Origin of the sequence: Bifidobacterium pongonis (genome assembly GCF_019331805.1) — a bacterium.
GTDB classification, from domain to species: domain Bacteria; phylum Actinomycetota; class Actinomycetes; order Actinomycetales; family Bifidobacteriaceae; genus Bifidobacterium; species Bifidobacterium pongonis.
Genome location: NZ_JAHBBE010000015.1, coordinates 24,367 through 42,228 on the forward strand (window position 1 = coordinate 24,367; position 17,862 = coordinate 42,228).

Below are 17,862 nucleotides of genomic sequence, written 5' to 3' on the forward strand. Positions count from 1 at the left end.
CGAAAACGCATACCGTGGAAACCGCGCCATTCCACGCCTTGGGAAACGACCCCGGGAAACGAACCGGGGCCACCCGCCGGAATCTCTTCCAGCGGGTGGCCCCGATATCAATATCATCACCGTTCTTCACGGCCGGTGACGCCGTGCATCACTGGCCGTGAGAGAATCTCAATCCTCAAATGCTGAGCCGTCAAGCAGGAAGCCCAGTGGGCTTCCCGTAGGCGAAGTGAGCAGCTCCGCTGCGAAGGATCCGTGAGAAGACGTCAGTCTTCGAATGCTGAGCCGTCAAGCAGGAAGCCCAGTGGGCTTCCTGTAGGCGAAGTGAGCAGCTCCGCTGCGAGGGATCCGTGAGAAGACGTCAGTCTTCGAACGGATCAAAGTCGCGACGGACGCGGCGACGCGGACGCTCGGTGCGCTCTTCGCGCTCGGAACGGTAATCGTCGTAGTTGTCATCGGTCGCGTAACGCGGGTTGCGGTCGGAACCGCGGCGGTTGCCACGGCCACCACGGCGGTCGTCGCGATCGTAGTCGCGATCGCGGTCGCCACGGTCGTCGTAGGAACGACGGCGACGCGGACGATCATCGTAATCGCGATCATCGCGGTCGTCGTAGGAACGACGGCGACGCGGACGATCATCGTAATCGCGGTCGCGATCGTTGTCGCGATCCTCATGACGGCCACGACGCGGACGATCATCATAGTCGCGGTCGTCGCGGGAACGACGGTCGTCACGGCGATCGTCATGACGGTCATCGCGACGGTCGTCACGGCGGCCACGGCCACCACGATCGCCACGTCCGCCACGGTCACCGCGATCCTCACGGTTGCCACGGCCGGAGTTGGACTCCTGCTCTTCGAAGCCCGGGATGGCGAGGCTGATCTTGCCGCGATCGTCGACGCCCTGCACGACGACCTCGACGGTGTCGCCTTCCTGCAGCACGTCCTCGACCTGATCGATGCGTTCGCCGTTGGCGAGGTTGCGGATCTGGGAGATGTGCAGCAGACCGTCGGTGCCCGGGGTCAGGTTCACGAACGCGCCGAAGGACGTGGTCTTGACGACCTTGCCGTTGTAGGTTTCGCCGGCTTCCGGAACGTGCGGGTTGGCGATCTGGTCGATGATCTGCTTGGCCTTCTCGGCGGCTTCGCCACCTTCGGAGGAGATGAACACGGTACCGTCATCCTCGATGGCGATTTCGGCGCCGGTGTCTTCCTGAATCTGGTTGATCATCTTGCCCTTCGGTCCGATGATCTCGCCGATCTTGTCGACCGGGACGGTGGTGGTGATGATGCGCGGAGCGAACTCGCTCATCTCGGCCGGGCCGTCGATGCACTCGTTGATGACTTCGAGGATGGTGGTGCGGGCTTCCTTGGCCTGCTGCAGGGCGGCGGCCAGGATGTCGGCGGGGATGCCGTCCAGCTTGGTGTCGAGCTGCAGGGCGGTAATGAACTCGGAGGTACCGGCGACCTTGAAGTCCATGTCGCCGAACGCGTCTTCGGCGCCCAGAATGTCGGTCAGGGTCTTGAAGATGTGCTTGCCGTCCACATCACCGGACACGAGGCCCATGGCGATGCCCGCGACGGGGGCCTTCAGCGGCACGCCGGCGGCGAGCAGCGACAGGGTGGATGCGCACACGGAGCCCATGGAGGTGGAACCGTTGGAACCGATGGCTTCGGAGACCTGACGGATGGCGTACGGGAACTCCTCACGGCTCGGCAGCACGGGCACGAGGGCCTTCTCGGCGAGGGCGCCGTGGCCGATTTCGCGGCGCTTCGGGGAGCCGACACGGCCGGTTTCGCCGGTGGAGTACGGCGGCATCTCGTAGTTGTGCATGTAACGCTTGGACTGCGGGCCGGACAGGGAGTCCAGCTGCTGTTCCATCTTGAGCATGTTCAGGGTGGTGACGCCCAGGATCTGGGTTTCGCCGCGCTGGAACAGGGCGGAGCCGTGCACGCGGGGCACGATGTCCACTTCGGCGGACAGGGTGCGGATGTCGCGCAGGCCACGGCCGTCGATGCGGTAATCCTCGGTCAGGATGCGGCGACGCACGATCTGGCGCTGCAGCTCCTTGAAGGCGTTGCCGATTTCCTTTTCCTTCTCGGCGTCGTCCATGTCCTCGAACTCGTTGGCGAGGGTGGCCTTCACGCCTTCCTTGATCTCCTTGATGCGATCCTGACGCGGCAGCTTCTCCGCGATGGTCAGGGCCTCATCGAGATCCTTGTGCGCGATCTCGTCGATGCGCGCGTACAGCTCGTCGGTGTACTCCGGGAAGAGCTGGAATTCCTTGGTTTCCTTGGCGGCCTTCTCCTTGAGCTCGTTCTGGGCTTCGCAGATCACCTTGATGAACGGCTTGGCGGCTTCCAGACCACCGGCGACGACTTCCTCGTCCGGCTTGGTCTGGCCTTCGTCGTAGATGAGGTGCCAGGCGTTCTTGCCTGCACCGGCTTCGATCATGGCGATGGCGACGTCACCGTTCTCGATGACACGGCCCGCGACCACGATCTCGAAGACGGCGCGTTCACGCTGCTCCCAGGTCGGGAAGGCGACCCACTGACCGTCGATGAGGGCCAGACGCACGCCGGAGACCGGGCCTTCGAACGGCAGGCCGGAAATCATGGTGGAAGCGGATGCGGCGTTCAGCGCGACCACATCGTAGGCGTCCTGCGGGTTGACGGCGAGAATGGTCTCGACGACCTGCACCTCGTTGCGCAGGGTGTGCGGGAACAGCGGACGCAGCGGACGGTCGATGATACGGCAGGCGAGGATGGCCTCGGAGCTCGGACGGCCTTCGCGGCGGAAGAAGGAGCCGGGAATCTTGCCCGCGGCGTACATCTTCTCTTCCACGTCGACGGTCAGCGGGAAGAAGTCGTAGTTCTCCTTCGGGCTGGAACCGGCGGTGGTGGTGGACAGGATCATGGTGTCGTCGTCCAGGTAGGCGGCGACTGCGCCGTCCGCCTGCTGGGCGAGACGACCGGTTTCGAAGCGCAGCGTGCGCTTGCCGAACGAACCGTTGTCGATAACGGCTTCTGCGGCCTTGATTTCAGGACCCTCCATGGGGCTACTCCTTTGTGTTTTCCTAATATTCCTTCAAACAGCCCTCTTCAGCTGGGCAAGCTCTTACATTCGCAATGTTCACAGCCCCTTGGCTGCGTTCCTCGTGTCAACCTCTTCAGTCGGGCTTGCTGTTCTGGCCTGTTCCTTCGGCCTGATCCTCTTCATCGCCCTCGTTTGCGTTGTTGCCGTTGGCAGCGTATGTAAAACGCCCGAGCGCCTATGGGCGCCCGGGCGGAAGTCTGAATTATCGACGCAGACCAAGCTTCTCGATCAGCGCACGGTAACGGTTGATATCGGTGCGCTTGAGGTAATCGAGCAGGCTGCGGCGGGAACCGATCATCATCTGCATACCACGGCGGGAGTGGTGATCGTGCTTGTGCTCCTTCAGATGCTCGGTCAGATCGGCGATGCGCTTGGAGAGCAGGGCAACCTGGACCTCCGGGGAGCCGGTGTCGCCCTCGTGGGTCGCGAACTCGTTGATGATCTGGGTCTTTTCTTCAGCCGTCAGTGCCACGGCATCCTCCTTGTAGTCATTTGTTGCGCGGTGCTCCGGGCCCAATGCACGAAGCGCTCTCTATCCGCGGGCGTTTTACGCCAATCAGGCAGTGTAGCCGCAACCCGAGACGAACCGGCGATGCCTGCCGGGAGCGGGCGAACAAGGGCGCAAATACGGCAAAACCGGCCTTTCGGCCGGTTTTGCTTGGTTAAAGATCATGCCGGATGAGCAAGAGACGCTCGGACGCCCAAAGGCAATTGGCCTTGCCCGCAATCAGACGAATCGAATCGGAAGGATAAACCCGCCTCAACAATCCCTACGGCCAACGGGCCTTTCCGGCAATTGCGGACTCGCGCGTTCGCGCGAGGCTCATCGTTACCCTCGCTCGGCTATCGCCTCGCTCGGGCAAGGCCCTGTGAGAGGCGCACCGCGCCTCTCACAGGCCGTTCGCGGCTAAATGATGCCGCGATCGGCCAACGGGCCTTGCCAATCAGGGTATTCACCTTCGCGGGCGGATTCGATCGCCTGCTCCGGCTCCTGCTTGATGGGGAGGGTCTTCGGCTTGAACGGGAACTTCTCGGCGCGCATACGCTCGTATGCGGCGATATCATCCTCATGCTGCAGCGTCAGGTCGATGTCGTCGTAACCGTTCATAAGGCGCCAACGCACGTAATCGCCCACTTCGAACGGCAGGGTCACGTCGCCGCACGTCACGGTGCGGTCCTCCAGGCTCACCGTCATCGTGATGCCCGGCTCCTCCTCGAGGAGCTTCCACAGCAGTTCGACGGATTCCTGAGGCATGATGGCGGCCAGCACGCCGTTCTTGGCGGTGTTACCGTAGAAGATGTCGGCGAAGCTCGGCGCGATGACCACGCGGAAACCGTAGTCGTGCAGCGCCCACACGGCGTGCTCGCGGGAGGAGCCGATGCCGAATTCGGGGCCGGCCACCAAGATCTGGCCCTTGGCGTATTCGGGCTTGTTGAGCACGAACTCCGGATCACGGCGCCATGCGTAGAACAGGGCGTCGTCGAAGCCGGTCTTCGTGACGCGCTTGAGGAACACGGCCGGAATGATCTGGTCGGTGTCGACGTTGGAACGGCGCAGCGGCACGCCAACGCCGGTGAGGGTGGTGAGTTTTTCCATATTCGAAAGTCCTTTGCTGCGAATCCCCTCCCAGCGGAGGGGCATCGATGGGTCTAGAGGTCGGCCGGGGAGGAGATCGTACCGCGGATGGCGGTGGCGGCGGCCACTGCCGGGGACGCCAGATGCGTGCGGGAGCCCTTGCCCTGACGGCCTTCGAAGTTGCGGTTGGAGGTGGAGATGGAGCGTTCGCGGGCGACCATCTTGTCGGGGTTCATGCCCAGGCACATGGAGCAGCCGGCGTTACGCCATTCCGCACCGAAGTCCTTGAAGATCACGTCGAGACCTTCCTTCTCCGCCTGCAGGCGCACGCGGGAGGATGCCGGCACCACGAGCACGCGGTGGATGTTCTCGGCCTTGTGATGGCCCTTCATGATGGACGCGGCCACGCGCAGATCCTCAAGACGGCCGTTGGTGCACGAACCGATGAACACAGTGTCCACGGCGATGTCCTTGATCGGCATGCCCGGCTTGAGACCCATGTATTCGATGGCGCGGCGGGCGGCGTTGCGCTCGGTTTCGTCGGCGATGGATTCGGGATCGGGCACGGATGCGGAGATCGGAGCGCCCTGACCGGGGTTGGTGCCCCAGGTGACGTACGGTTCGAGATCCTCGGCCTTGATGGTGACTTCCTTATCGAACACCGCGTCGTCGTCGGTCTTGAGCGTCTTCCAGTATTCGACGGCCTTGTCCCACATTTCGCCTTCCGGCGCGTGCGGACGGCCCTTGAGATAGTCGAAGGTGATCTCGTCCGGCGCGATCATGCCGGCGCGTGCGCCCGCTTCGATGGACATGTTGCAGATGGTCATGCGGGCGTCCATGGAGAGCTTGCGGATGGCTTCGCCACGGTATTCGATGACGTAGCCCTGGCCGCCGCCGGTGCCGATCTTGGCGATGATGGCGAGGATGATGTCCTTGGCGGTCACACCTTCGGGCAGGTCGCCTTCGATGTTGATGGCCATGGTCTTGAACGGCTTGAGCGACAGGGTCTGCGTGGCCATGACGTGTTCGACTTCGGAGGTGCCGATGCCGAAGGCCAGTGCGCCGAACGCACCGTGGGTGGAGGTGTGCGAATCGCCGCACACGATGGTCATGCCCGGCTGGGTGAGGCCCAGCACCGGGGCGAAGGCGTGCACGACGCCCTGATCGGCGTCGCCCAGCGGGTGCAGGCGCACGCCGAATTCCTTGCAGTTCTTCTCCAGCGTGGTCAGCTGCAGCGAGCTGGTCTCGTCGGGGTTCGGCTTGTCGATGTCGACGGTCGGGGTGTTGTGGTCCTCGGTGGCGATGAGCTGGTCAACGTGGCGCGGCTTGCGTCCGGCCAGTCGCAGACCCTCGAACGCCTGCGGGCTCGTGACTTCGTGCATAAGCATCAGGTCGATGTACAGCAAATCGGGCGCGCCGTCGTTGCCCTTGCGTACCAAATGATCGGCCCAGACCTTTTCGGCCAGTGTCGTTCCCATGGAAATCCTCCTGAATTTTCACGCTAACTCTTGCGTTTGCTTCTTGTTCGTGGTACTAGCCTATGGTGCACTCCATCTATCGCCCCTTGTGCGGTCGGATATTGAGATATGCCGGAGCAGACCGAACAGTGAGATATTTCCCGATTTGCGATTTCACTATGTGAGATGGCATAATCGCCTTATTATGACATTTGTTGAGAACGATATCACACCGCAGAACGGCGAATTCGCCCCCTCCGATCAGGCTTCGGCCTCCCTGCCGAAGGACAATGAAATCCATTCCGGCGTTGGAGTGCTTGACAAAACCGTCAAGATCCTCGACGCTCTCGAATCCGGCCCGTCCACGCTCGGCCAGCTGGTAAGCGCCACCGGTCTCGCCCGACCCACGGCGCATCGTCTGGCCATCGCGCTGGAACGTCACCGCTTCGTGCTGCGCGACCAGCATGGCCGATTCGTGCTCGGCTCGCGTTTCGCCGAACTCGCCGCGGCCGCCGGTGAGGATCGCCTGCTCACCGCCGCCGGACCGATTCTGCAAACGTTGCTCGACCGCACCGGCGAATCCGCACAGATCTATCGCCGTCAGGGCGATCAGAGAGTGTGCATCGCCGCCGTCGAACGCGCGTCCGGCCTGCGCGATTCCATCCCGGTGGGCGCCATGCTCTCCATGGAGGCGGGTTCCGCCGCGCAGATCCTGCTCGCCTGGGAGGATTCCGACCGTCTGCATCAGGGGCTGCGCCACGCGAAGTTCAATGCCGCCAAGCTCGCACAGGTGCGCAAGCGCGGCTGGTCCGAATCCGTCAACGAACGCGAGGAGGGCGTCGCCTCGATTTCCGCCCCGATCCGCAACGCCTCCGGCCAGGTGATCGCAGCCATCTCCATCTCCGGCCCGATCGGCCGTATGGGTACCGCCCCCGGCCGCCGTTACGCGCCGCTGGTGATGGCGGCAGGCCGTTATCTCACCGACGCGCTGATCAAGGCTTCCGCTGGTCGCTGACCGGCACTCCGCGCACAACACGCATATCACGCCATATCACGCATAAAAGAAGGCGTGCGATTCCACACGGAACCGCACGCCTTTCGTGTACTACCGCCACCCCTACCTTCCGGCGGCGTGGCATCGTCACTTATGCCCGAACGGGGCAAGCAGCCGCGACAGCAGGGACGGCTTGCGCAGCAGGTCGTCGCCTTCGCCATCCTGCGGAGGCTTGGCGTTGATCGCGTACGTGTACGCCTTCTTGGAGCTCGGCTTGCCGACCAATTCGCCGAAGGTCAGCAGCTGCGTGCGCAGCTCGTGCGGGTGGCGGATGTCGAATTCGATGAGCCTCGTCGCACGATGGTCCGGAGCCGGGCCGTACGTGTCGAATCCGCAGGTCGGCGTGGCGAGCAGCATCGTTCCGTCGATTTCACCGACGAAACCGTTGCGATGGTCATGACCGGCGCTGATGCCGATAAGACCGTCATGCAGCAGATCGAATTCCTCTGATTCGTCGGGGCAGCTGATGCCCTCCCCCAGGTATCCGCCCACTTGGGTTCGTTCGCCGTCCAGCACGTAATAGCGGTCGGCATGCGCCCGATACCCTTGCATGGCGTACGGCGCGTTGGCTTTGGCCGGTTTGAGCAGATCATAGTATTGCGGGACCGGCATGTGCTGGAACAGCATCATCCTGACGCCCAAACGGTGCGGCACGGCCTTCAGGAACGCCAATGCATCGCCATCGGGGGCCGCGAATCCGCCGCCATGCGCGTACCCGCCGGAATCCAGCAGCGCCAAGGCGAGCACGTTGGCCGCGCCCTCCAATCCGAGTACGGGCAGCGCGAAGGTGCCCGGCCCGAACGGAACGACCGCTTGCTTCGGCAGCAGGCTCTCCCCCGCCTCTCGCGTTTCCGATGCCGCCGAAGCCCCCGCGGCATCGCGCGGAGCCGGATTCAGGCAACCGGGGAACGAACGGTAGATTTCGTCGAGCTGCGCGTTGGTCAGCCCGCATTGGGCATCATGGTTACCGTAGGTGACGGCGAATGGCACGCCGCGTTCGATCAGCGGTGTCAGGAACTGTTCGATGGCGCCGCGCACCTGCTGTTTGGTGCGTTCCAGCGCCTCGCTCCCCGCCTCCTGCGCGTTCCACGGGCGTTTGACGAACGTTTCGGTGAATGCGGGATCGAATCCGGCGATCTGATTGCCGGTGAACACGACCAGATCGGGGCGGACGGTGTCGAGCGATGCCGCGATGAGCGCGACGGTGTCTTTCGAGACCTTCGCGCCATCCTGGATATCGGAGACCTGCAGCACCCTGAATTTGCCGGAATTATGGAATTGCAGCCGCCCCAGCCGTGCGGACACCGATACCGGGCGATGGTCGCCTTCTTCGGCTGGCTTGATCCTCGGCGTATTGGACAGGCCTTCTAGCATGTGCTGCGATTCCGTCATGCCCTCCACTGTAACCCATCGGCTCATGGATTCGCGATGCGAATTCCCGTGAGAAACAAAAAACCCTCGCGAATTCGCGAGGGCTATTGGCTGGGATGCCTGGACTCGAACCAAGAATGGCTGAACCAGAATCAGCTGTGTTGCCAATTACACCACATCCCAATTTGGCAGGCGTGGCAACTTCGAAAAGTTGTCCGTCGTACCCCCAACCGGATTTGAACCGGTGTTGGCGCCGTGAGAGGGCGTAGTCCTAGACCGCTAGACGATGGGGGCTTAATTTATTCGCTGTGGTTCTCGGCTGTGCCGTGTGAACCGCAACGAGTGATTAATATACGCGGATTGCCAGACGTGCGCAACTTACGGCGTGTCGCCTTGATTTCCAACGGTTTTCATCATACGTAGCCACTGCCGGCGCCAAGCCCGAGGCGTGAAAACGGGAACGTATTCCGGGAAAATCCGCGTGCCCGCGTAGGCAAAGACGGGGAAAACGAGTGATGGCCGGCGAACCACCAGGATTCGCCGGCCATCATCAGGCTCGGTTCAGCTAACCGTGTTCAGAGCGGGCGCGCACGCCACGGCGTCACAGGTGCTCGCGCAGACCCTGCAGACGAGCCATGGAAACCGCCTTGCCGACGATCTCCATGGATTCGAACAGCGGCGGGCTCACGCGGCGGCCGCTCATGGCCACACGCACCGGACCGAAGGCCAGACGCGGCTTGTAGCCGCCTTCCTCGACCAGCGCCTTGTTCAGGGTCTCGTGCAGGTTATCGGTCTTCCAGTCAGCCTCGTCCACGCCTTCGAGGGCGGCGATGGCCTTGTCCAGCACCTCGGGGGCGGATTCCTTGAGCTGCTTCTTGGCATCGGCGGCGGGCTCGATGTAGCCCTCGGTGGACAGCAGGGAGCCGACCATGCCGGCGACCTCGCCCAGCAGGCGCACGCGCGGCTGGACGAGCGGCGCGGCGGCGGTGAGCACCTCACGCTCGCGGTCGGTGAGCGCATCCCAGGAGTCGGCGGACACCACACCGTCGCGGTGCAGGTACGGCACGGCGCGGTTGAGGAAGTCCTGCGGTTCGAGCATGCGGATGTGCTCGGCGTTGATGGAGATGGCCTTGTCGAGGTCGAAACGGGCCGGATTGGCCTTCACGTCGCGCACGTCGAACTTCTCGATCATCTCCTCCATGGAGAACACGTCGCGGTCGGGGGCGATGGACCAGCCCAGCAGCGCCAGGTAGTTCAGCAGGCCTTCGCGGATGAAGCCGTTGTCGCGGTGCAGGAACAGGTTGGACTCGGGGTCGCGCTTGGAAAGCTTCTTGTTGCCCTGGCCCATCACGTACGGCATGTGGCCGAACAGCGGCATCTCCTTCGCGATGCCCAGCTCGATCAGGTAACGGTACAGCACGATCTGACGCGGGGTGGAGCTCAGCAGATCCTCGCCGCGCAGCACCACGTTGATGTTCATCATGGCATCGTCGACCGGGTTGGTCAGGGTGTACAGCGGGTCGCCGTTCGGGCGCACAATCACGTAATCCGGCACGGAACCGGCCTTGAATTCGATGCGTCCGCGGATCAGATCGTCGAAGGCGACGTCCTCGTCGGGCATGCGGATGCGCAGCGCGGGCTTGCGGCCTTCCGCACGGAAGGCGGCCTTCTGCTCCTCGGTGAGGTTGCGGTCGTAGCCGTCGTAGCCGAATGCCTTCGGACGACCAGCAGCCACATTGCGGGCCTCGATCTCCTCGGGGGTGGAGAAGGATTCGTACGCATAGCCGGCTTCGAGCAGCTTGGCCGCAACATCCTTATAGATGTCACCGCGCTCGGACTGGCGGTACGGGCCGTCGGGGCCACCGACGTTGATGCCCTCATCCCAGTCGATGCCGAGCCAATTCAGGGCCTCGATGATCTGGTTGTAGCTTTCCTCGGAGTCACGCTGGGCATCGGTGTCTTCGATACGGAACACGAAGGTGCCCTTGGTGTGGCGTGCTTCGGCCCAGTTGAACAGGGCGGTACGGACCATGCCGACGTGCGGGATGCCGGTCGGGGACGGGCAGAAGCGCACGCGAACGTTTTCGGGAAGTTCTGGTTTGTTGTTTTCAGCTTCAGTCATAGGCTCCATTGTGCCGCGCAAGAGGGACGAGCACGGCGGCGGGCGCGATGTACGATCGCCGAATCGCCGCCAGCGGCTTTCAGTGAACGTTCAGGAAACATCCGGAAACTTTGCCGGCCACTCCAAGTGCCGGTACCGGCAACCCCCTCGTTCCTTTGTACAATGGAGAACGATCACAGCACTACGGCCATTCAATCGAAGGGAAGATCATGTCGAATCCAAACATCCCCCCGCAGCCTCAGCAGCCAGTCGCACCGCCGCAATACGCTCAGGGCGCACCGTATAACAACAACACCCCGAACATTCCCCCGTCCGGCGCCGTAGCCGGAACCGTGCCGCTGGACCAGCCGTATTACGGTTGCTCGTTCACCGAAGCGTTCCTTCGCTTCTGGAAGAAATACGCCACCTTCAAGGGACGCGCGTCCCGCAGCGAATTCTGGTGGTTCGCGCTGGCGAACGTCATCATCGTGATGGCACTCGGCGTCATCGCGGATTATGTGGATCAGCTCAGCTTCCTGCCCGGCCTGTGGGCTCTGGCGACGGTCGTGCCGACCATCGCGCTGGGCGTCAGGCGACTGCATGACACGAACCGGTCCGGCTGGTGGCTGTTCGGCTACTACGCCGCGATCATCGTGACCGTCATCGCCGGTATCCTGATCGCGGCCGGCACCATCGGCTCGCTGTTCAGCAACCGCGCCTGCTCCATCGCCATGTACACCTCCGGCGCGTTCGACGGCATCATGCCGAGGAGCATGAGCGGCTGCACCTCGTCCGAAACCATCGCGTCGCTCGGCATCACGCTGCTGGTTTGCGTGGCCATCGTCATCGCGCTCGAAATCGCGTACATCGTGTTCATGGCATCCGCTTCCAAGCCGGAAGGCGCACGTTTCGACGAGAACCCGCGCTTCCCGCAGCCCGCCGCACCGGCCTACACGGCACCCACCTACGGCGCCCCCACCTACGGCAACCAGCCCTACAACGCCCCGACCTATGGCGCTCCCACCTACGGCCAGCAGCAGAATCAGGCTCCCGCATACGGCGCTCCGGTCTACAGCACTCCCGCCGCGCCTGCGGCTCCTACCGCTCCCGCAGCTCCCGCAGCCGGCCAGCAGTTCCAGCCTTATCAGGCTCCGGTAGCTCCGGCAACCCCCACGGCGCCCGTCGCACAGCCGGTGCAGCCCGTTGCCGAAACGCCGGCATATCAGGCTCCGACCGTGCCCGCCATGCCCGCAGTGCCGACCGTGCCCACGGTTCCGGAAACCGAGCAGACTCCGGAAGCCGAGCACAATCCGTTCGACGCCTCCGATCAGCCGGCGCAGACCGCCGACACCGACCCGGAGCAAATCAACGGGCAGAACGGCGAAGCCCAGCAGTGACGTCGTGAAATGACGCCGTTCGCCGGTCAGACAAATCGATAGCGAAAAGGTTCGGCCCCGTTCCAAATGGACGGGGCCGAACCCTTTCGTTATGGAATGCCGCGCGAACCGTGCGGGCCGCACAACGCAACACCACGCGAACCGCGCAATCAGTGGACTCTACTTATCGGCGAACTTGGCGGCGAGCTCCTCCTTGTTGCGGCGCTCATCCTCCTCCTTGGCGCGTTTCTTCGCCTCATCCGGGTCCCACAGCACATCCTCGCGATGCTTACGCCATTCCGCCTCGGCCAGCGGTGCGATGAACTCGGCGGTGGCCGCCAGCGTATCCGAAGCGTTTCCACGGCATTCCACCAAGCCGAGAATCCGTTCGCCATCCAAGCAGATTCTCGGCACCGAGCAGCCCTCACGCAACTCGTTGACATACAACAGCACCGGCAGCGAGCGCACCGCCGCATCGTGCGCGTCGGCGGCGCCGCGCGTGACGGTACCCAGTAGCGCGTCGCATACGGTGAGTGCCATGGCGAAGCGCTTCGCCATATCCAGCTCGTCGATGCTCCGCACCTGCCCGGCGACGCCGGAAACCAGCTGCGTCACCTCCCAGGCGGCCGTTTCATCCCATGCCGCCCCCAGCGCCTGCGCGGCTTCGACCACCAGATCGACCTGCCCGTCATGGCCGTAATCCTCCATGATCTCGTATGCTTCGTCGGCGGCGAGCAGCGCGTCCACCACCTCCTGCGGACGGCCGGGAATGAAATCGGCGCCCTCATACACGAATTCGGCGTCGGCCGACGTCACTTCGAGCCCGGTCAGCACGCGCGCGAAGGCGAGCGTGACGCGGACCTGCAAGTCCTCGGTGTATTTCGCGTCGTTATCCATGCGCAGCGCGCCATCCAACGGCCAGAGCGCCGTCAGCTCGCCGGCGGCCTTAGCGGCTTTAGCCACCGCGGGCATGGCCGCGATACGCTCCACGGTTTCCATATCCAATGCGTAAGTCATATGCGATCCTCGCTTCTTCGTCGAATACGTTACTCCACGTCGGCCGCAGGGTCGACGTACGCGACCGACACCATGCGCCCGGTCGCATCGTCGTAGGTGATGGAGGTGATGGATGCGAGCGCGGTGTGGCGCAGGAACATCCAATGCTCCGGGTGACCGGTTTCCAGCATGTGCCGGTAGCTGAAGATCGGTGACTCGTGGCTGACCACGATGATGTGCTCGCCGGGGAATTCCCGCACCTTCTCGTCCGCGAAGTCGCCTACGCGCGCGGCAATCTGCCGGTAGGTCTCGCCCCAGCTCGGCTTGTAGAGGTTCGTGATGAGCTTCCAGTTGCCGTTGCGCCACAGGGCCCCTTCGCCGTGGCCGATGCGTTTGCCGCGGAATTCGTTGCGCGCCTCGATGATGCGCTCGTCGGTGGCGAGTTCCAGCGGCTGTTCGCCGCGGGCTTCGCGCACGGGGTTGAGCGCTTCCAGAATGGCTCCGGCGGTTTCGCGGGTGCGGTCGAGCGGCGAGGAGAAGATCGCGACGGACCGGTTCATGGCCGGGTCCGCGGCGATGTATGCGCCGGTCGCTTCCGCCATGCGACGGCCCCGGTCGGACAGATGGAAGTCGGGCAGCCGTTCGTACAGCAGATGGTCGGGGTTGTACACCTTGCCATGACGGACGAAGTGGATGGTGGTCGTGCTCACAGCGTTCCTTTCCATAGCCGGTTCATGTCCGGGGAAGCGGGAAAATCTTCTTTCCAATGTACCCGCACGCACCGCGTGTCACGGCCGTTTTGCGTCGTGTCAAACGATTAGAGTTGCCGTGACGCAAATATGCAGACGCAAACTTTGCGCGACCATGGACAATCAACACATCATTCGATGAGGGCTTCGCACACAACGAACTGTGCTGCGAGGGACATCCAATCGGGAGCGGAAAGGAGCGTGGGTGCTGCTGTGTCCAATCAAGTACTAACCGGTCTGAAGGAAGTCGGCCAGAAAGTGTTCGGCGGCTATGCTGAGCTGCTGCGCATCCCGCACACCGCACGATTCTCCATCGGCTCCGTCATCGCATGCATGCCCTTCCCCATGGTGGGCATGACCATCACCATCGCCGTGCAGCATTACTACGGCAACTATTCGCTGGCCGGCGCGCTGTCCGCCGTGCAGGCCATCGCCTTGGCCATCGCAAGTCCGGTGCTGGGCAAGCTGGTCGACAAGTTCGGCCAGCGCCAGGTGTCGATTCCCACCATCATCGTGTGGATCGTGGCCGCGACCGCGCTGATCACCAGCATCCAGTCGCATGCGCCAGAATGGGTGCTGTTCTGCATCACGCCGTTCATGGCGGCCATTCCGCCGTGGGGCGCGATGAGCCGCCAGCGTTGGACGAACCAGCTCAAGGGCGACACCGAACGCACCAACCGCGCATTGTCGCTGTGCGGCGTATTCGACGAATGCATGTGGGTGATCGGCAATCCGCTCGCCTCCACGTTGGCCGTGATTTCCGGCCTGCTGGCGTTCTCGTTCACCGGCATGTGCGTGGTCATCGGCGCGCTGATGTTCCTGACCGAGCTCACGACCGAACCGAAATCGCAGACGCAGCTGGCACGTGAGGCCGGCATGACCCGCAAGCAGTACCGCGAGCGCGAAGCCGCCCATGCCAAGGCGTTGCAGGCCGAAACGGCCGTGGAGTACGCGCGTGACAAGGCACGTTCCGAAGGCAAGAGCGAGGATGAGGTCAGGGCCGCGATGGCCAAGGCCGAAGCCGATGCGCTCGCCGGTAAGAAGGAGTCCATTTGGGGCCCCGGCCTGATCGCCGTGTGCGTCACCTGGTTCGGTTTGGGCGCGTTCCAAAGCGCCGCCAGCATTTCGATCGTCTCGTTCGCCACCGAAGCGAATATGAAGCAGTACACCGGTTTCGTGTTCGCCTGCTTCTCGTTCAGCTCGCTTATGGGCGCACTGTTCTACGGCGCGAAGAACTGGACGATCCCGCTGTGGAAGCGCTTCTACTTCTGCCTTGCCGTGGTGAATCTGGGCATCGGCTCGTTCATGTTCGCCAAGCACCTGTGGGTGATTATGATCATCTACCTGCTGATCGGCGTATGCCAGGCGCCGACCTGGGTGAACGGCAACCAGCTCATGCTGCATCTTGTACCGCCCACACGGTTCACCGAAGGCATGGCGTGGATGGGCGCGATGAACTCGATCGGCGGATCCGCGGGTTCGGCCATCGCGGGCGTGTTCATCGACCGCATGGGTTCGCACGGCGGCTTCATGGTGGTGACAGCGCTGGCGTTGACGTCGCTGCTGATCGCGTTCATCGGCTTCAAGCAGATCAAGGGTTCGACGGAGCAGCCCATGCTCACGCAGATCGACGCGTAGCCTGCCGCTCTTTGCTTTCGTGTGCCGCGTATCACGTGTCACACGCGGCACATATGCGCGGCACAAAAATAATGGCGGGTGGATTCCTTGGGGAATCCACCCGCCATTGTCGTATGTTCGGCTGCCTGCCGGTTACTTCGGCCAGCCCTTGGGCGTATGCTCCAGCGACCACAGACCGAGCTTATGCGAGAAGCTGTTCTCCCACTTGGCTTCCAGCTCCTCCGCGCTCAGACGATCCTCGGCTTTCCTGAGCCGGTTCATCGCATTGGTATGCGTGTCGTCGAGCAGCCATTTGCGCGTCAGGAAGTTCCACACCATCACCACAGCGGTGGCGATGAGCTTGCCCACGTTGGTGCGGATCAGGTACTCGGTGCTCTGCGAAACATAGGCATCGTGGTTCATACCGTAGGTGGAGATCCAGATGATGGCGTCGTTCATGAACAGGCCGATCACCGCACCGACCACGAAGATCGCGATCTCCATCCAGCGGGCCATGTCCTCACGATGCTTGAACACGACCTTCATGCTGGCCACATAGTTGAAGATCAGGGAGATAACAAAGGAGATGGTGGCGGCGAGCACATTGTGCATGTGGAAGACGCCGACCAGAATATTCAGGATGCCCCAGTCGATGATGAACGCGATCACACCGACGATGCCGAACTTCATCAGCTGCTCAATCAGTTTTTTCACATCGAACATTTAACATGTGCGCTGCGACGTAGCACGGAACAAACCAAGAAACTCTACAGAATCTGTGTTTTCGTCTATATTTTCATGGCGTTTGGCAACGCCTATGATGGAGGCGTATCATCCACCGACATTGGAGGAATCATGCCCGTCATCCACACCCACGTTTCCGTTTCCACCACTCCCGAGCAGCGCGAAGCCCTGAAGGCCGCGTACGGCAAGGCCATCACCGCCGTCCCCGGCAAGTCCGAGGGCTGGCTGATGTGCCCGTTCGAAGACAATATGCCCATCTACTTCGGCGGCGACGATTCCCGCCCCGCCGCCTACGTCGAGGTGAACGTGTTCGGCCGCTCCGTGCCGGGCTCCGCTTGGGAGAAGCTGACCGAGCAGATCATGGCGGCACTGAGCGAACAGCTCGGCATTCCGCAGGATCGCACCTACATCCGCTACACGGCCACCACCGACTGGGGCTGGAACGGCGGCAACTTCTAGCGAAGAGCCGAGCGACCTTCCATAACGCCTTGACGTTCGTTTGCGCCAGGCCAGCCCCGGCACAAGCGCCGGTACGGCCCCGGCCGAGGCCCGGCACACGGCGGCCATGTAGTCGCTTCGCCCCTACTTCGCTTATCTATGGCAGATTCGGGCCTTCGCAACAAACCAGGTGGCTTATATATGGCACTCCGGCACGAAAACCCCGGGTATGCGCGTTGGAATTCCAACGCACATACCCGGGGTTTTCCCTTTTAGGTGCCATATATAAGCCACCTGGTAATTCCGCACCGGCAAAATCTGCCATACATAGGCGAAGTAGCGTACGCTCATCTTCTCTGTACGGCATGCTTGGCCCAAGAAACCGTCGGACGCGCTTTGCGATGCCGTTTGCGCACATAGCCCGCGATGAACGCGACCACGAGCACCCATACGATCGCCACGTACAGCATCATGTAGTCGGATGTGCGATCCTTGGGCGCGTTCTTGGGTAGGGGCGCGGGATGCGGCATGGTGGTGCGCGTGCCGGTGACGAGCAGGCGTTGCGTGTTCACGCCGTAGGGCGTGCAGGTGAGCAGGGTCACCAAATCTTTCCCACGCACGATTTTCAGATCATCGAACTGGTCGGGGTCGACCACCGTGATGCTGGTCACCTTGTAGGCGAGCGTTTCGCCCGCCACTTTGATGTAGAAGAAATCGCCTATTTTGCCTTGGCGTAGGCTGAGTTTGTCGAACATGAGACGGTCGGCGAGCCCGGTGTGCGCGGAGATCACGGCGTGCGTGTTCTCGCCGCCAACCGGCAGGCTCGTGCCGTACATGTGCCCGGCGCCGCTTGCCAGCGTACGCTGGCTGGTGCCGTGGCGGATGGGCAGGTTGATGCCGAGCCGCGGGTAGGTGACGGTTGCCATGATGCCGTCGGCCGGCAGGTTCAGTTGCTTTTGGTAATCCTCGTCCTTATCCGCCTCGGAGGCGCTCCCGCCATTGGAGAACGGGTCGACCACCTCGCCCATGGTCGCCTGACCGTTGTTGAACAGATTCGTGTTGTAGTCGCGCGCCTGCCGCAGCTCGGCGGCGAGCTTGCGTTTCGTAAGCGCGGCGGTTCTGTCGTCGTGCGCTTGGGTGATGCCGGCGGTTTTGCCGGAGTTGCCGACCATGAGCATGAACGGCAGCGTGCAAAAGAGCGCGGATAGCACAAGCAGCGCAACACCGGCGAGGGCACGGCCCGAAAGCCCTCCCCTACCGGTCTTGCGCTGCTTGGTCATGGCTGCGAT

General features: G+C 62.8%; 14 protein-coding genes and 2 tRNA genes. 4 read left to right on the forward strand and 12 right to left on the reverse strand.

What is annotated here, in order from left to right:
- Window positions 1-358 precede the first annotated feature (358 nt).
- The 4 genes from KIH75_RS05025 to leuC all read right to left on the reverse strand — a co-directional run bounded on the left by KIH75_RS05025 (window position 359) and on the right by leuC (window position 6,148).
- Entirely contained in the window at window positions 359-3,052 is a 2,694-nt protein-coding gene (locus KIH75_RS05025) for a polyribonucleotide nucleotidyltransferase (RefSeq protein WP_219055684.1), read from the reverse strand.
- Window positions 3,053-3,296: 244 nt separating this feature from the next.
- Window positions 3,297-3,566, reverse strand: coding sequence for a 30S ribosomal protein S15 (gene rpsO / locus KIH75_RS05030; protein ID WP_003827663.1), 270 nt, complete (start codon window positions 3,564-3,566; stop codon window positions 3,297-3,299).
- Window positions 3,567-4,001: 435 nt separating this feature from the next.
- Window positions 4,002-4,691: a 3-isopropylmalate dehydratase small subunit gene (gene leuD, locus KIH75_RS05035; protein WP_219055685.1), complete on the reverse strand. Its 690-nt coding sequence runs from the start codon at window positions 4,689-4,691 to the stop codon at window positions 4,002-4,004.
- A gap of 53 nt (window positions 4,692-4,744) precedes the next feature.
- Window positions 4,745-6,148 carry a 3-isopropylmalate dehydratase large subunit gene (leuC, locus tag KIH75_RS05040; protein WP_219055686.1) on the reverse strand — a complete coding sequence of 468 codons (1,404 nt, stop codon included), beginning with the start codon at window positions 6,146-6,148 and terminating at the stop codon, window positions 4,745-4,747.
- A gap of 184 nt (window positions 6,149-6,332) precedes the next feature.
- On the opposite strand from leuC, the gene KIH75_RS05045 reads away from it, so the two are divergent.
- Window positions 6,333-7,142: an IclR family transcriptional regulator gene (locus tag KIH75_RS05045; protein WP_236028059.1), complete on the forward strand. Its 810-nt coding sequence runs from the start codon at window positions 6,333-6,335 to the stop codon at window positions 7,140-7,142.
- 126 nt (window positions 7,143-7,268) lie between these two features.
- Here KIH75_RS05045 and KIH75_RS05050 read toward each other — a convergent pair whose 3' ends face one another.
- The 4 genes from KIH75_RS05050 to gltX all read right to left on the reverse strand — a co-directional run bounded on the left by KIH75_RS05050 (window position 7,269) and on the right by gltX (window position 10,674).
- Entirely contained in the window at window positions 7,269-8,573 is a 1,305-nt protein-coding gene (locus KIH75_RS05050; RefSeq protein ID WP_219055687.1) for a metallophosphoesterase, read from the reverse strand.
- A gap of 87 nt (window positions 8,574-8,660) precedes the next feature.
- Window positions 8,661-8,735 (reverse strand) — tRNA-Gln (locus KIH75_RS05055).
- Window positions 8,736-8,773: 38 nt separating this feature from the next.
- A tRNA-Glu gene (locus KIH75_RS05060) sits at window positions 8,774-8,846 on the reverse strand.
- A 307-nt stretch (window positions 8,847-9,153) separates the two neighbouring features.
- Window positions 9,154-10,674 carry a glutamate--tRNA ligase gene (gene gltX, locus KIH75_RS05065; protein WP_219055688.1) on the reverse strand — a complete coding sequence of 507 codons (1,521 nt, stop codon included), beginning with the start codon at window positions 10,672-10,674 and terminating at the stop codon, window positions 9,154-9,156.
- Window positions 10,675-10,883: 209 nt separating this feature from the next.
- On the opposite strand from gltX, the gene KIH75_RS05070 reads away from it, so the two are divergent.
- Complete coding sequence (locus KIH75_RS05070) at window positions 10,884-12,050, forward strand: DUF805 domain-containing protein (RefSeq protein WP_219055689.1); 1,167 nt, start codon at window positions 10,884-10,886, stop codon at window positions 12,048-12,050.
- Between the two features lie 159 nt (window positions 12,051-12,209).
- On the opposite strand, the gene KIH75_RS05075 is transcribed toward KIH75_RS05070, so the two are convergent.
- On the reverse strand, window positions 12,210-13,046 hold the full coding sequence (locus tag KIH75_RS05075; RefSeq protein WP_219055690.1) for a hypothetical protein: 837 nt from the start codon (window positions 13,044-13,046) through the stop codon (window positions 12,210-12,212).
- A gap of 29 nt (window positions 13,047-13,075) precedes the next feature.
- The gene (locus KIH75_RS05080) at window positions 13,076-13,735 is read right to left on the reverse strand and encodes a histidine phosphatase family protein (protein ID WP_219055691.1); all 660 of its coding nucleotides are present in this window, start codon (window positions 13,733-13,735) and stop codon (window positions 13,076-13,078) included.
- A 252-nt stretch (window positions 13,736-13,987) separates the two neighbouring features.
- Here KIH75_RS05080 and KIH75_RS05085 point away from each other — a divergent pair, with 252 nt between their 5' ends.
- On the forward strand, window positions 13,988-15,412 hold the full coding sequence (locus KIH75_RS05085; RefSeq protein WP_219055692.1) for an MFS transporter: 1,425 nt from the start codon (window positions 13,988-13,990) through the stop codon (window positions 15,410-15,412).
- 132 nt (window positions 15,413-15,544) lie between these two features.
- On the opposite strand, the gene KIH75_RS05090 is transcribed toward KIH75_RS05085, so the two are convergent.
- Window positions 15,545-16,081: a GtrA family protein gene (locus tag KIH75_RS05090; protein ID WP_219055705.1), complete on the reverse strand. Its 537-nt coding sequence runs from the start codon at window positions 16,079-16,081 to the stop codon at window positions 15,545-15,547.
- Window positions 16,082-16,246: 165 nt separating this feature from the next.
- On the opposite strand from KIH75_RS05090, the gene KIH75_RS05095 reads away from it, so the two are divergent.
- The gene (locus KIH75_RS05095; protein ID WP_219055693.1) at window positions 16,247-16,594 is read left to right on the forward strand and encodes a phenylpyruvate tautomerase MIF-related protein; all 348 of its coding nucleotides are present in this window, start codon (window positions 16,247-16,249) and stop codon (window positions 16,592-16,594) included.
- Window positions 16,595-16,920: 326 nt separating this feature from the next.
- Here KIH75_RS05095 and KIH75_RS05100 read toward each other — a convergent pair whose 3' ends face one another.
- A complete protein-coding gene (locus KIH75_RS05100; RefSeq protein WP_219055694.1) occupies window positions 16,921-17,853 on the reverse strand; it encodes a class C sortase in 933 nt (310 codons plus the stop codon).
- Window positions 17,854-17,862 lie beyond the last annotated feature (9 nt).